Annotated in this window: 15 protein-coding genes; 4 read left to right on the top strand and 11 right to left on the bottom strand. The window is 46.9% G+C overall.

What is annotated here, in order from left to right:
* Positions 1 to 27: 27 nt before the first annotated feature.
* The 8 genes from J8N69_RS03305 to J8N69_RS03270 all read right to left on the bottom strand — a co-directional run bounded on the left by J8N69_RS03305 (position 28) and on the right by J8N69_RS03270 (position 5562).
* Positions 28 to 228: a hypothetical protein gene (locus J8N69_RS03305; protein WP_168822686.1), complete on the bottom strand. Its 201-nt coding sequence runs from the start codon at positions 226 to 228 to the stop codon at positions 28 to 30.
* 157 nt (positions 229 to 385) lie between these two features.
* Entirely contained in the window at positions 386 to 676 is a 291-nt protein-coding gene (locus tag J8N69_RS03300; protein ID WP_168822688.1) for a type II toxin-antitoxin system RelE/ParE family toxin, read from the bottom strand.
* Positions 664 to 936, bottom strand: coding sequence for a CopG family ribbon-helix-helix protein (locus tag J8N69_RS03295; RefSeq protein ID WP_168822690.1), 273 nt, complete (start codon positions 934 to 936; stop codon positions 664 to 666). Before J8N69_RS03295 ends, J8N69_RS03300 begins: the two co-directional genes overlap by 13 nt.
* Before the next feature lie 195 nt (positions 937 to 1131).
* Positions 1132 to 1347 (bottom strand): hypothetical protein, encoded by a 216-nt coding sequence (locus tag J8N69_RS03290; protein WP_211084852.1) that lies wholly within the window; start codon positions 1345 to 1347, stop codon positions 1132 to 1134.
* A 261-nt stretch (positions 1348 to 1608) separates the two neighbouring features.
* On the bottom strand, positions 1609 to 2265 hold the full coding sequence (gene bluB / locus J8N69_RS03285) for a 5,6-dimethylbenzimidazole synthase (protein WP_168822692.1): 657 nt from the start codon (positions 2263 to 2265) through the stop codon (positions 1609 to 1611).
* A gap of 235 nt (positions 2266 to 2500) precedes the next feature.
* On the bottom strand, positions 2501 to 4378 hold the full coding sequence (dxs, locus tag J8N69_RS03280) for a 1-deoxy-D-xylulose-5-phosphate synthase (protein WP_168822962.1): 1878 nt from the start codon (positions 4376 to 4378) through the stop codon (positions 2501 to 2503).
* 51 nt (positions 4379 to 4429) lie between these two features.
* A complete protein-coding gene (ispA, locus tag J8N69_RS03275; protein WP_168822701.1) occupies positions 4430 to 5323 on the bottom strand; it encodes a (2E,6E)-farnesyl diphosphate synthase in 894 nt (297 codons plus the stop codon).
* Positions 5320 to 5562 carry an exodeoxyribonuclease VII small subunit gene (locus tag J8N69_RS03270; protein WP_168822703.1) on the bottom strand — a complete coding sequence of 81 codons (243 nt, stop codon included), beginning with the start codon at positions 5560 to 5562 and terminating at the stop codon, positions 5320 to 5322. Before J8N69_RS03270 ends, ispA begins: the two co-directional genes overlap by 4 nt.
* Before the next feature lie 174 nt (positions 5563 to 5736).
* Between J8N69_RS03270 and pomA the strand changes: the two genes are divergently transcribed.
* The 3 genes from pomA (at position 5737) to dapB (ending at position 8522) form a co-directional block, all read left to right on the top strand.
* The gene (gene pomA, locus J8N69_RS03265) at positions 5737 to 6492 is read left to right on the top strand and encodes a flagellar motor protein PomA (protein WP_168822705.1); all 756 of its coding nucleotides are present in this window, start codon (positions 5737 to 5739) and stop codon (positions 6490 to 6492) included.
* A 26-nt stretch (positions 6493 to 6518) separates the two neighbouring features.
* On the top strand, positions 6519 to 7511 hold the full coding sequence (locus J8N69_RS03260) for a flagellar motor protein MotB (protein WP_168822707.1): 993 nt from the start codon (positions 6519 to 6521) through the stop codon (positions 7509 to 7511).
* A 210-nt stretch (positions 7512 to 7721) separates the two neighbouring features.
* The gene (gene dapB, locus J8N69_RS03255) at positions 7722 to 8522 is read left to right on the top strand and encodes a 4-hydroxy-tetrahydrodipicolinate reductase (protein WP_168822709.1); all 801 of its coding nucleotides are present in this window, start codon (positions 7722 to 7724) and stop codon (positions 8520 to 8522) included.
* 88 nt (positions 8523 to 8610) lie between these two features.
* Here the strand turns inward: dapB and J8N69_RS03250 are convergent, their stop codons facing one another.
* From J8N69_RS03250 to J8N69_RS03240, 3 genes are all read right to left on the bottom strand, one after another.
* Positions 8611 to 9093, bottom strand: a complete 483-nt coding sequence (locus J8N69_RS03250; protein ID WP_168822711.1) for a MarR family winged helix-turn-helix transcriptional regulator — start codon at positions 9091 to 9093, stop codon at positions 8611 to 8613.
* Between the two features lie 102 nt (positions 9094 to 9195).
* Complete coding sequence (locus J8N69_RS03245; RefSeq protein WP_168822713.1) at positions 9196 to 10608, bottom strand: cryptochrome/photolyase family protein; 1413 nt, start codon at positions 10606 to 10608, stop codon at positions 9196 to 9198.
* A gap of 13 nt (positions 10609 to 10621) precedes the next feature.
* Positions 10622 to 11602 (bottom strand): YbgA family protein, encoded by a 981-nt coding sequence (locus J8N69_RS03240; protein WP_168822715.1) that lies wholly within the window; start codon positions 11600 to 11602, stop codon positions 10622 to 10624.
* 353 nt (positions 11603 to 11955) lie between these two features.
* Between J8N69_RS03240 and J8N69_RS17100 the strand changes: the two genes are divergently transcribed.
* A complete protein-coding gene (locus J8N69_RS17100; protein ID WP_211084854.1) occupies positions 11956 to 12915 on the top strand; it encodes a MerR family transcriptional regulator in 960 nt (319 codons plus the stop codon).
* Positions 12916 to 12974 lie beyond the last annotated feature (59 nt).

Raw genomic sequence — 12974 nt, 5'->3', positions numbered from 1 at the left:
CGAAAGCCCGCAAAACACAGGCTTGGTTCACTTCACGCCTTCATTCAAGGCAATGTCTTTTTTAAGTAGGTCATTGACCATCACGTTCAGCTCAACGCCCTTAGCTTGAGCTTTTGCTCTAAAATAATCCAGTAGCTCTGCTTCTAGATATACGGGTAAGTTCATGCTGGCGTTGGGTTTAAAAAACTTGCCACGTTCGCCTTTTGCAAAATCATATTTATCACGCATCGTGTTCACCTTTCGTATTGCATGACAATTTAACAGGGTCAATTTAACAGGGTCAATTTAACAGGGTCAATTTAACAGGGTCAATTTAACAGGGTCAATTTAACAGGGTCAATTTAACAGGACATCCGCGCAAACTTGGTCATTATTCTTTCTTGTCTTAGTACCCGGCTTCTTTCTGATGTCTCATGGCAAGAATCGTTGTGGTTTCACCATCGAATTGATACAGCACTATATAGCCACTGGTTCCGAAATCGATCAGCCATTCTCGAAATGCTGTATCCATATCCTCAACTGGACGCCCGGCCTTTGACTGGTGCGCCAGTATTTTTACGCCAGCCCGTATTGTTTTGATGGCACGTTGAGCCGCGTCTTCATCTTTTTGGACGAGAAAGCGATAGATGCGCTGTACGTCAGTGAGAGCTGCCGGAGACCAGATCAGGTGTGGCATTTAGGGATTTTCACGTCTTGACCCACTTCAAGCTTAGCCAGCCAGGTGTCAGCTTCTTCAAGCGTCAGGTGTAGTCCATTTTCCTGATAGTCTTCCCAGGCTCGCAATGCGTCCTGTTTGAAAGATTCACGCTTTTCCTCCCGCTCAACATAATCACGGATCGCTTCGCGCATAATCCAGTGTGATGAACGATGTCGCGCTTCAGCCAAGTGCTGGATTCTGCTTTTCAGATCATCGTCAAGTTTTACTGATGTCGCCATTTTTTCACCTCGATATTTAAAGGTACTACCTTTAAATACTATATCACGAAATCTTCCGCTGACCACTAAGCGATTCAAGGGGGTGGAGGCTTGTTCATAGCTTTCGTTTTCACGTTCGGCGTGTTCGGCAGCCCCCCAGCGGCCTCTACGGCGACAGGAGAAGAGGTCGGTGTGACGCCGAGGTAACTTACAGTGTTAGAAAATGCCCACCGTGCCTAATTGCGAACCCGAAAACAGGTTACGCAAACTCATGGGACGGGCTACTTCCACTGTCGGCGCTGGAGTAACGGACAAGAGGATAGGGGCAAATGAAATGGAGACTAAAATAGACGCGCCAATAAATAGCACCGAGGTGCCCGCGTCTCCTAGTCCCAGTAATAAGGGCCAAACGCCAGACAACATTTTGACCATGGTAGCGCCCCGTTTGAGAATGAAAAATTGGGTGAGTTGGTTAGTAGTCAGCACACCGCCAAGGATACAAGGCTTGTTTAGGGCAGTGGTTTATAGGACAAGAGTGTTGCATGGCATTCTGTTAATAGAAGATATGAAAGCGTCAGTTAGAGAACATTTCGCGACGTTTTTATGCGTGTCTGTTGGTGCTTTTGAGTGATGGGTTAAGGGCGACTTAAACTCTTTGTTATGACGTCTAGGCTTCGCTTTTAGTAGGGTGGTCTAGTCGAAGCTTGGTTCTTGCCAGTATTCGTGGTGAATGGCCGATTTGACATCGCGTCTTGGTAGCCATCCGGCTCTTTCTAGGTCGGGAGTTGAGTGGAAGCTGTCTACATAGCCGACACATAGATAGGCGATAATATCTATGTTTTCTGGAATTTTTAGCGCGTTTCGGACGACGTTATCGTGGATGATACTCACCCAGCCAACGCCTATGTTTTCGGCTCTAGCGGCTAACCAGAGGTTTTGCACGGCGCAGACGGCGCTGAATAAATCCATTTCAGGTTTGGTGGTGCGGCCTAAGACAACGGGGCCTGTACGGCTTCGGTCGCAGGTGACGCAGATGCCGAGCGGGGCCTCTTCAATACCTTCCAGCTTGAGACGTTTGTATTGATTTTGCCGATCACCTTCAAACTGTTCTAATGATTCGTGATGGGCTTGCAGAAAGCCTTTTTTAATCGCGCTTTTAGTGATGGGGCTCTGAATGGTAATGAAATCCCACGGCTGCATAAAACCAACGCTTGGGGCATGATGGGCTGCCAGCAGTATCCTTTCTAATACTGCTTGGGGGATAGGGTCTGATTTGAACTCACGACGCACATCACGACGGGAAAAAATCGTTTTATAGACGGCATCACGTTCTGCTTCGGTGATATTCATTTATGGCTACTCAAATAATCGTGTGCTCATTATGGCGTGATTTGCTCACTAAGACGAATGGGAATGGCTCAATATAAGGTGAAAAGAGCTCAGTTTAAAGGGGGTTGTAGAAATGGTGCTGTAGATAGAAAAAATTCGCTGACGTTAGTTTTTTACTAATACGTCAGCGGATTTTTAGTTTTTCGTTTTATTTTCTGTTCTAGTGTTTTCAGTGCTATTTGCGACGGTGTGAGCGCTATAGCTGAGTAAGTTTTTGTTTGATCATTTGATCAATGCCGGGGGCATCCAATCCAACGCGTTTTAACATAGAGGCGTGGCTGGCATGTTCTTCATATTGATCTGGTAGGCCAAGATGAAGGGTTGGGATGGTGAGATTATTGGCCAATAAGAACTCACTGACGGCGGAGCCTGCGCCGCCCATAATGGCATTCTCTTCCACGGTGACAATCAGTTTTGCGTGACTTTGTGCGAGTAATGCGGCTTCATCGAGAGGCTTAACAAAGCGCATATCAAGCAAGGTGGCGTCTAGGTTGTTTGCGGCGTGCAATGCATCGTAAGTCGGACGCCCAAAGCCGCAAATCACAATGCCAGATTGACCCGTTCGCAACGTGCGAGACTTGCCTATTTCAAGCGTGTTTAAGGTCGATTCAATGTCGACGCCTTGGCCGGTTCCGCGAGGGTAACGCACGGCGGCTGGGCCTTTGTATTCATAGCCTGTTTGTAGCATTTTACGGCATTCGTCTTCATCGGACGGCGCCATAACAACCATGTTTGGAATGCAGCGAAGGTAGCTTAAATCGTATACGCCAGCGTGGGTAGGGCCGTCTTCACCCACTAATCCCGCGCGGTCAATGGCGAACAAAACATCCAGGTTTTGCAGCGCCACATCGTGAATAAGCTGATCGTACGCGCGTTGTAGAAATGTCGAATAAATGGCCACAACGGGTTTGATGCCGTCGCATGCCATGCCGGCGGCTAACGTCACGGCGTGTTGTTCTGCGATGGCAACGTCGAAGTATCTGGTTGGAAAGCGATCGGCAAAATCAATCAGATCTGAGCCTTCTTTCATCGCGGGTGTGATGGCGACGAGCTTGTCGTCTTGTTCTGCCGCATCACATATCCATTTGCCAAACACGTTGCAGTATTTTGGCAGTGTGCTTTTTTCGATATTAGGTTTTGGGTCGGGTTCAATTTTGTTAATGGCGTGATAGCCGATTGGATCGCCTTCGGCAGGTTCAAAGCCTTTGCCTTTTTTGGTGATAACATGCAAAAACTGCGGGCCAGAACGGTCTTTTAAGTTGGCGATGGTGGTTAACAAGTGATCCATATCGTGACCATCAATGGGCCCGATGTAGTTAAAGCCCAATTCTTCGAACATCATGCCCGGCGAAACCATGCCTTTCATGTGTTCTTCGGCTTTACGCGCTAGCTCCAGTGCAGAAGGCAGTCCTGAAAAGACTTTTTGTCCGCCTTTGCGAATGTTGTCATAGGTTTTGCTGGCCCAGATACGCGCAAAATAACTGGATAAGGCGCCAACGGGTTTTGAGATAGACATTTCGTTGTCGTTTAAAATGACCAGCATGTCAGCCTTAACATGACCTGCGTGATTAAGGGCTTCAAACGCCATACCGGCAGACATGGCGCCATCGCCTATGATGGCAACAGATTTGCGCCCCGTTTTTAATTGTTGGGCTGCAATGGACATGCCTAAAGCCGCCCCTATTGATGTGCTTGAATGGCCAACACCAAAGGTATCGTATTCACTTTCATCACGCTTAGGGAAGCCAGAAATGCCGTTTTCTTGGCGGATATTAAGTAAGGCTTCTCGGCGTCCGGTAAGAATTTTATGCGGGTAAGCTTGATGACCGACATCCCAAACAATGCGATCTTCTGGGGTGTTGTATAAATAGTGAAGCGCAACCGTGAGTTCGACTACGCCAAGGCCTGCACCAAAATGTCCGCCAGTTTGTCCGACGCTGTAAAGCATGAATTCTCGCAATTCACGGACGAGCGCTGGTAATTGCTCTTTTTTAAAAGCACGTAAGTCAGCGGGCGCGTTGACTTGATCAAGTAGCGGTGTATTAGGTCGCGCTGTGGGTATCTCTTCAAACATTGGCACAGGTTTGGTCACATAGTAGTTAATCTAAAAAAGCGGGTAAGTATATCAGTGGTTGCGGCCAATAATATAGTTCGCAAGCTCAACTAAAGGCTGAGCCGCCTCACCAAAAGGTGAAATCGCTGTAATAGCTTGTTGATGTAAAGTCTGAGCAAGAGCTTGAGCACCTTCTAATCCGAGTAATTTTGGGTAAGTCGGTTTATTGGCGTCTTCATCGGAAAACTGCGTTTTACCCAGTGTGGTTGTGTCGCTGGTAATATCAATAATGTCGTCTTGAACCTGAAAGGCCAGACCAATGGCCGCGGCGTAAACATCCAGCGCCGCAAAATCGGCTTCGTTTTTGGCGCCACTCTTATTACAAGTACTGATGGCACCCATGCGAATGCTCGCGCGAATCAGTGCGCCAGTTTTGTGTTGGTGCATTTGTTCAAGGGCCTGAACATCGATTTCTTTGCCGACATTGGCTAAGTCAATCATTTGCCCTGCAACCATGCCATGGCGGCCAGAGGCGTGAACAAGTTCTTGAATTAATGCTAGTTGGGCTTTGGTATTTTGATGTTTTGAGTCGCTTAATAATTCAAAGGCAAACGTCTGTAACGCATCCCCGGCGAGTATGGCGGTCGCTTCGTCATATTGGATATGGCAGGTGGGTTTACCGCGGCGTAAGTCATCGTCATCCATGGCAGGAAGGTCGTCGTGGATCAGTGAGTAAGCATGAATTGATTCGATGGCCGCTGCACTGGCGTCTGTGAGGCTGTTTGCGTCGCCAAATAAAGACGCGGTCGCGTACGTCAGCATGGGACGAATGCGTTTGCCACCATTGAAAAGACTGTAAGCCATGGCTTCTTGTAAGTGTCTGGCGGGTTTATATTGGTTTAAATTTTGCGTAAGGTAAGTGTCTACTCGCTGACGCGCGTAGTGAGAAAAATCGTCTAAAGTCACGAATTTAGTTCCGGATCAAAAGTTTCTAGGTGCTCACCGTCTTGTTTTTCCAGCAGAATTTGAACTTTTTGCTCAGCTTGGGTGAGGACTGATTGGCATTCTTGGCTAAGTTTAACACCTTTTTCAAAGGCTTTTAGCGCGTCTTCAAGCGAGAGCTGATTTGACTCAAGTTGAGTGACAAGAATGTCGAGTTCGCTGAGGTTTTCTTCAAAATGACGGACACTTGTTTTACGGGACATGATGGTTTCTCTTTGATTAATCTATGTTTTGTAACAGAAAATGGCTTATGGTTCGAGGGCGTGTTAATGAAAGTTACAAAAATCCTCTAAGAAGATACCATTCTTGGTCTTTGTTTCGTATAGAATCACACAAATGTATCGTGTCGTATTATCGCTTTTTATCGGGAGACGTGTGTGGATATCGCAACGTTAATAGGGCTTATAGGGTCTTTTGTAGTGGTTGTTTCCGCTATAGTATTTGGCGGATCGGCTGGAATGTTTGTAAACGTCCCGTCAATACTGATCGTATTAGTCGGGTCGACCTTTGTTGTTTTGATGCAATATCCTCTGGCTAAGTTTTTGAGTGCGGGAAAAATCGCCGCCAAAGCTTTTATGTTCAGAAGTGTGCCTCTGGATACTTTAATTGATGAAATATACAGCTTGGCAGACGACGCTCGTAAAGGCGGTTTGTTGTCATTAGAGGGCAGGGAGGTGAGCCACCCTTTTTTATCCAAAGGCATTCAGATGCTGGTGGATGGTCACGATGGTACTGTGATTCGAACTCAGCTCTCTAGGGATATGAATCAATCTTATTATCGTCATAACAGCAGCGCAAAAGTGTTTAAGTCGTTTGGTGATGTAGGGCCGGCGATGGGGATGATAGGCACCTTGATTGGCTTGGTGCAGATGTTATCTAATATGTCAGACCCAAAATCTATTGGTCCTGCCATGGCGGTCGCGCTTCTGACGACGCTTTATGGTGCGGCGCTGGCTAACATGGTGTGTCTGCCTATTCAGACCAAATTAAACGTTCGTGCCGATGAAGAATTGATCTGCCAGAAGCTCATTCTGGATGCTTTGCTTGCGATTCAGTCTGGTCAAAATCCGCGTATTTTGGATGGTGCTTTGAAAACTTACATAGCAGAAAGTAAGCGAATCGAACGTGGATAATATATCAGCTGTAAACGGATCTAATAATGAGTGACGAAGAAGAATCAGATTGCCCAGAATGTGTTGAGGGGTTGCCCGCTTATATGGGTACCTTTGCGGATCTTATGTCCTTGTTGGTGTGTTTCTTTGTGCTTTTGCTGACATTTTCAGAAATGGATGTTATCAAGTTTAAGCAACTTGCCGGCTCTTTGAAAATGGCATTTGGTGTGCAACGAGAAGTTGAAGCGGACTCGATTCCAATGGGCACCTCAATAATTGCTCAGGAGTTCAGCCCAGGTCGTCCTGAGCCAACGCCAATTAATGAAGTTCGGCAAAAAGTAGACTCTACCCCTGAAAATACCTTAGAGGTCATTTGTAAGCCAGGTGATGCGGAATTAAAAGATCAGAGTGATTCTGGTTCGCCTTCGCCGATTACCTTTGTAGACAAGTCTTTTGCGGATCTTGAGCGCGAGAAAAAAATCCAAGAAACAGAAGGCGATGCTCAAATGATCGCGTCGGTGATGCGCGAAGAAATTTCAAAAGGCAATGTAGAGATAGAGACGAAAGAAGAGACCATTACCATTCGTATCAAAGACAAAGGCTCGTTTGAGTCTGGTTCTGCGGAGTTAAATTACGCCTTTATTCCCGTTATTGATTTGATTCGTAGTGTGCTGGTGGGAATTCAAGGCACTATTTCGGTTGAAGGGCACACAGATAATGTGCCCATAGACAGCCGTCAGTTTCGTTCCAACTGGCAATTGTCTTCGGCGCGGGCTATTGCTGTTGCCGAAGAGTTGTTCTCGACTGGGCAGCTTAATCAAGGTCGTTTTGCGGTGACTGGCTATGCTGATACTCGGCCTTTGGTTCTTAACGATTCAGCCAGCAACCGTGCGACTAATCGGCGCGTTGAGATAGTGATTAAGCAGAACGATGCTCCGCCTTCCGTGATGCGTTCAGAGTCAACGGACTTACAGGATGATGGCGCGTTTGAATTTGATCTAGACAGTATTCAGGAATTGCGACCGGATGAGATTTTTTAATTCAGCGTATTTTTAATTTATCGTCTTTTTAAGCCACTGTCTTAATGTGTCACTGATGGTTCTCGGCAGTCACCTAGTTATTCTTTTCTCGACAATAAAGGCGCTCCGGCGTCTTTTTTATTGTCTAAAGAACATGACCATTTTAATGCTGAGATTTGGGTCGATTTTTGCTATGGTTTGCGCAGACAAAATATTGAGGAAGTAAACACAATGCGGGTAGCAGTGATTGGCGCATCTGGGCGCATGGGCAAAAATTTAATTACGGCTATTCATGATGCCGATGGCATCTCGTTAGGGGCCGCAATTGTAAAGCCTGGCAGTAGTTTGATTGGCGTAGACGCTGGAGAAATGGCGGGCGTTGGCAAACTTGGTGTGACGGCGGTGGCGACACTGGCGGATTGCGTGAATGATTTTGATGTCTTGATTGATTTTACGACGCCGACGTTAACGTTAGAAAATGCGGCTTTTTGTGCTCAACATCAAAAGGCTATTGTGGTGGGCACAACGGGTTTAAACGACGCTGAAAAAGCAAGGCTAAACCAAGTGGCTCAGCAATCGCCTGTGGTCTTTGCACCGAATATGAGTGTCGGGGTGAATTTAACCCTGAAATTGCTGGCCACCGCGGCGCAAATTTTGGGGGACGAGTACGATGTGGAGATCGTCGAAGCGCATCACCGTCATAAGGTAGATTCGCCTTCTGGTACCGCATTGCGTATGGGTGAAGTGGTTGCTGAAGCGCTAGGTCGCAATTTGAAAGACTGTGCTGTTTATGGCCGTGAAGGTCAAACTGGCGCTCGTACTCAAAAAGAAATTGGCTTTGAAACCATTCGTGCTGGCGATGTCGTGGGAGAGCACAGTGTGTGGTTTGCAACGGAAGGTGAGCGGATTGAAATTGTTCATAAAGCCAGCAGCCGAATGACCTTTGCCAAAGGCGCGGTGCGAGCAGCGACGTGGTTAAACGGAAAAGCCGCAGGTATGTACGATATGCAGGATGTGCTTAATCTTAAATAATTAAGGTATCTCATCTGTGGTTGCAATCGTTGCGCATGATAAGGCGCAACGATTATCTGTGATGTTTGGATGGAGGCGATGTTTGGATTTACGCGCCAGGAGAATTGATATCCAACAGCGGTGCCGCGTCTAAATTTTCTGCGTCCATCATCATCGCAATGCGCTGCAATGACGCGAGAACTTGTGTTTGTTCCCAGCCTTCTAGCGATTCAAATTCCCCAATGAATTTTTCATGCAGTAAAGGCGGCGCTGTTTTCAATACTTCCAAGCCATGTTCTGTGAGTCGCGCGTTTACGACGCGTTTGTCTTTTTGCCCTCTGACGCGTTCCACATACTTTCTGTCTTCTAAACGATTCAAAATGGTGGTTACCGTCGCTTGACTCAGCGACACGCTGTCTGAAATTTTGCGTACGGTGACATCCCCAAGTGTTTCGATGGAGCGCAGCACCATGATTTGTGGAATGGTTAAACCACAGGCTTTGACGACGCGTTTTGACTGCAGATCAGTGGCTCGAATGATGCGTCGTAAGTGAACGAGAACATCGTGTAGGTGTTGCGGTGAGTTAGGCATAGTGATTCGTGATCCCCAGAATTTGGTCGATTATATAATGTTGTGAGAGGCTCTAAAAGGCAGTTTTAATAAATATTACAGTTCAAAGCATTATTTATCGCACTATTTTCCTTTTAACGCATCAAAAGCGGCAATCGCCGCCAGTCTGGCGGGTTTATAATCGATGATGGGCGCAGGATAACCACAGCGCTTTCTTTGCTCTGGCTTTGGGTCATGAATAGATTTTGCGTCTAGCGGCGCGAGTTCTGGCACAAAACGTCGAATAAAATCACCTTCTTTATCGTAGGTTTCTGATTGCCTAGTGGGATTAAAAACACGGAAATACGGTGCGGCATCGCAGCCTGTCGATGCACTCCATTGCCAGCCACCATTGTTGGCAGCGAATTCACCATCAATTAGCTTACTCATAAAATACGCTTCGCCTCTGCGCCAATCGGCAAACATCAGCTTGGTAAAGAAGCTGGCAGCCACCATTCTTAAGCGGTTGTGCATCCAGCCGGTTTGGTTTAACTGACGCATGGCGGCATCGACGATAGGAAAGCCCGTTTTGCCTTCACACCACGCCTGAAACTCTGCTTCATTGCGGCGCCAAATTAAGGCATTGGTTTCGGCTTTAAAGGGGTGACTCATGCACAGCAAAGGAAAGTGTTTCATTAGCTGGCGATAGAAGTCGCGCCACGCCAATTCCTTGAGCCAGACGCTGTCTTGCCAGCGTTTTCCTTCTTGATCGCAGGTGTAAAAAATCGCTTCTAGACACTGTCTTGGCCCCAAGGCGCCAAGGGCGAGGTAAGGCGATAACGTGCTGGTGGCGGGCTCAATAGGGTAATCTCTGCCGGCTTGATAATGGCGCTCTTTGTGATGGCAAAACTGCCAGAGTTTTTGCTTGGCGGTGTCTTGGTCGGCTGGCCATAAATCTTCTCTAAAGGGCATCTCCCAAGTGAAGCTGGTGGGGGTAAAGGGCAGCGGTTCAGCTTGTGGTTCTGGGTCTGCAAATGGAGTGATATCTTGCTGAGCAAGCAGTGTGAGCCAACGTTTAAAGAAAGGCGTAAATACTTTGAATGGCGTACCTTGTTGGCTTAGCACAGGCTGGGCGACGATCAGGTCTTCGGCCTGTAAATGAGTGTTGATCTGGTGTTGTTGTAAACGCTCGCAAACCGCTTTGTCACGTTGTTGTTCGTGAATGGGCAAGTCTTGGTTGAACCACACATTGTGGATGTCATTGTCTAAGCAAAACTGCGAGATGATCTCGGGCAATTGATCAAACGTCTTGGCCTCGAGACTATGCAGTGGAATACCCAGCGCCGCGAGTGCTGTGGCCAACCTGTTGACTAGACCGGCTCTTAGCCCTGTTTTGGCGTCTGATTCGTTATGTTCAGACCATTGAGCGGGAGTAGGCGTGACAATGACCGCAAGGTTGCTCTGCTCGGCTTGTGCGGCGACAGAGGCATAATAAAGCGCGGGATTATCTCGCCAACGCAGGTCATTTCTCAGCCAAACTAGATGGTTGGTTTTCATGTTATTAACTACCTTAAACCGTGTTACGGATGCCAAGAGGGGATGGGTAGGGAATGAAATAGCTTTGTTTATTAATATAGTCGCTGCCGTAGTGCTTTAAATAGTGATGCAATAAGGTGACTGGCGTTGCCAAATTGACCTCTTCACGGCGGTATTGTTCTACAACGTCTAATATGTCTTTACGTACCGAAACGTCTACAGCGTGTTTTAAATACCCCACCAAATGCATTAAGACGTTGCAGTGGTTTTTACGTGCCGCGGGTTTTGACAAGGTGGTCATTAATATTTCAAAGTAGGCGGCTTTCAATGCCTTAATGGGTCTTGGGTCATTGCCTGAAAGCAGGCGCCCGAGTTTGCGATATATCGGTTGGGAATGGGCCATGACCATGTATTTATAGCGGCTATGAAAAGCGATAAGGTCTTTCATTTTTGCCTCTTCGCCAACACTGTGACGAAAGTCGTGGTGAGTAAAGACACGCAATAAAAAATTCTCTCTTAGTGCGGGGTCATTTAGACGACCGTCTTCTTCTACGGGCAATAAGGGATAACGTTGCTGGAGCGCTTTGGTAAAAAGCCCAGCACTTCTTTGCATATGAGGGTGGCCGTTTTCTTGGTACACCTTGATACGTTCCATACCGCAGCTGGGGGATTTTTTCATTAAAATGTAGCCATCCAGATGCGATAAATTTTCTAGATACTGGTTAGAGGCCGTCATAAATACCGCGGATACGTCTTCCTCTGAATTTTTGCTGAACGTCATTCTTGGTGCGTTTGGATCACCTTCTAGGCGTAATGTGGGCCGTGGTGTGCCAAACCCTGCGGCCACTTCAGGGCAGAACTTTTGGTAGTCAAAGTAATGGGTTAATACCTTATCACAATAGTCTGAATGACTGTGGCCGCCATTGTATCGAACATTGTCCCCTAGCAAGCAAGCACTGATGCCAACCGGGATTTTATGGGTGAGCTGATCTGGTGAATACTGAGAAAGTGGCATAATTAAACCCTCCAAAAACCAATAGAATGACGTTTATTGTGTGTGTTCGATTTTGTTAACCAGCGAAAGGGCACTGATCAATGCACCTTCAGCATTGCCTTGGCACATCAACAAACAGGTCAAATTTGGCTGGATGGGGAGAATTGGCGGTTGATGCGTTCATGTGTTTTCCTGCTGCTGTGTTTATGTTCTTATACAATATATAATTTCGTACAAGAAAAGCAATAAAATTGTACAAATAAATTGTTGTACAATATTGGTTTGTTTTTTAAATCGTTTAGATTGCTGTGTCATGGGCTTTGGGTGTTTGTCGAAAATAAATCTGATGCATTAAAAATATAGGTGTAAACGAGTTGGATAAAAATGTTGAAGTGAAAAATAAACAGGTTGTGGCGTCTTTAGATGCGTCGGTTTTACGGGGGGTGTCGGATTTACAGGATGATGCCGCTTTACGAGAGAGTGCCGCTTACTTCCCGATAAGAGAATTATCGTTAAGAACCGGCGTTAACTCGGTGACACTGCGGGCGTGGGAACGGCGTTATGGTTTGTTAAAGCCAAAACGCACAGGCAAAGGCCACCGTCTTTACGATCAAGCGGATGTGCAACGAGTTGAAAATATACTGCGCTGGATTCAGCAAGGCGTGGCGGTGAGTAAAGTGCGGGCTTTGTTGGAGCAGGATGCGACGTTAGAAAGCGCGCTACCCTCTAGTGAATGGTTGGACTGGCAGCAGGCATTGGTAAAAGCCGCAGAAACGTTTCAACAGGATAAAATTGAGCAAATGTATCAGCAAATTTTTTCGCAGTACCCTGCCAATATCGCGGTACGGGATTGGTTGTTGCCAAGCTTTGAGCGGATGGGCAAGGGCGCGGCCTTGGCGTTTTGTGAATCGGTTGTGTTGCCAGCGTTAATGGCTCGGGTAAATCAGTTTAAACCCCAGCAAAAACAGCCGCCACGGGTGCTTGTTACGGGAAGCAGTTCGCGCATATTGTGGTGTTATATGGCGGCGGCGATTTTATTGGATAAGGGGTTGTCCTGTCGAATTGTGCCAAGCGTGTCGTCCAGCCATGATTGGACCACACTGGTCGGCGGTGTCCAGGCTCAGTCTGTGTTGGTATTTTGTGACAATGAATGGGTGGGTAAAGCGCCAGAATTGCTAGAGCAAATGCAGCAATGGCAGCGGCCCGTTGGGGTGGTTGGGGCGAGCTTTTGGTTGGCGGCTCACGACGCTAAAGCGACCATGCAGGGAGAGGTAAAAGTCTATTCAGACGCGCTAGAAGGAGTTGCTGACTTTGTGGCGCGAATAACCGACTAACCAAATAGTCTTTTAAAAAAACAAAAAAACTATTAAACAGATATCAATAATATATTTTT

The sequence above is a fragment of the Marinomonas profundi genome, from assembly GCF_020694005.1.
Classification (GTDB): Bacteria; Pseudomonadota; Gammaproteobacteria; order Pseudomonadales; family Marinomonadaceae; genus Marinomonas; species Marinomonas profundi.
This window is presented reverse-complemented; position numbering and strand designations above follow the sequence as displayed.

What these genes read in the sequence shown, in the direction of transcription:
- J8N69_RS03305 (WP_168822686.1), bottom strand. Translation starts at nt 228, where the DNA reads ATGCGTGATAAATATGATTTTGCAAAAGGCGAACGTGGCAAGTTTTTT.
- J8N69_RS03300 (WP_168822688.1), bottom strand. Translation starts at nt 676, where the DNA reads ATGCCACACCTGATCTGGTCTCCGGCAGCTCTCACTGACGTACAGCGC.
- J8N69_RS03295 (WP_168822690.1), bottom strand. Translation starts at nt 936, where the DNA reads ATGGCGACATCAGTAAAACTTGACGATGATCTGAAAAGCAGAATCCAG.
- J8N69_RS03290 (WP_211084852.1), bottom strand. Translation starts at nt 1,347, where the DNA reads ATGGTCAAAATGTTGTCTGGCGTTTGGCCCTTATTACTGGGACTAGGA.
- bluB (WP_168822692.1), bottom strand. Translation starts at nt 2,265, where the DNA reads ATGAATATCACCGAAGCAGAACGTGATGCCGTCTATAAAACGATTTTT.
- dxs (WP_168822962.1), bottom strand. Translation starts at nt 4,378, where the DNA reads ATGTTTGAAGAGATACCCACAGCGCGACCTAATACACCGCTACTTGAT.
- J8N69_RS03270 (WP_168822703.1), bottom strand. Translation starts at nt 5,562, where the DNA reads ATGTCCCGTAAAACAAGTGTCCGTCATTTTGAAGAAAACCTCAGCGAA.
- J8N69_RS03260 (WP_168822707.1), top strand. Translation starts at nt 6,519, where the DNA reads ATGAGTGACGAAGAAGAATCAGATTGCCCAGAATGTGTTGAGGGGTTG.
- dapB (WP_168822709.1), top strand. Translation starts at nt 7,722, where the DNA reads ATGCGGGTAGCAGTGATTGGCGCATCTGGGCGCATGGGCAAAAATTTA.
- J8N69_RS03250 (WP_168822711.1), bottom strand. Translation starts at nt 9,093, where the DNA reads ATGCCTAACTCACCGCAACACCTACACGATGTTCTCGTTCACTTACGA.
- J8N69_RS03245 (WP_168822713.1), bottom strand. Translation starts at nt 10,608, where the DNA reads ATGAAAACCAACCATCTAGTTTGGCTGAGAAATGACCTGCGTTGGCGA.
- J8N69_RS03240 (WP_168822715.1), bottom strand. Translation starts at nt 11,602, where the DNA reads ATGCCACTTTCTCAGTATTCACCAGATCAGCTCACCCATAAAATCCCG.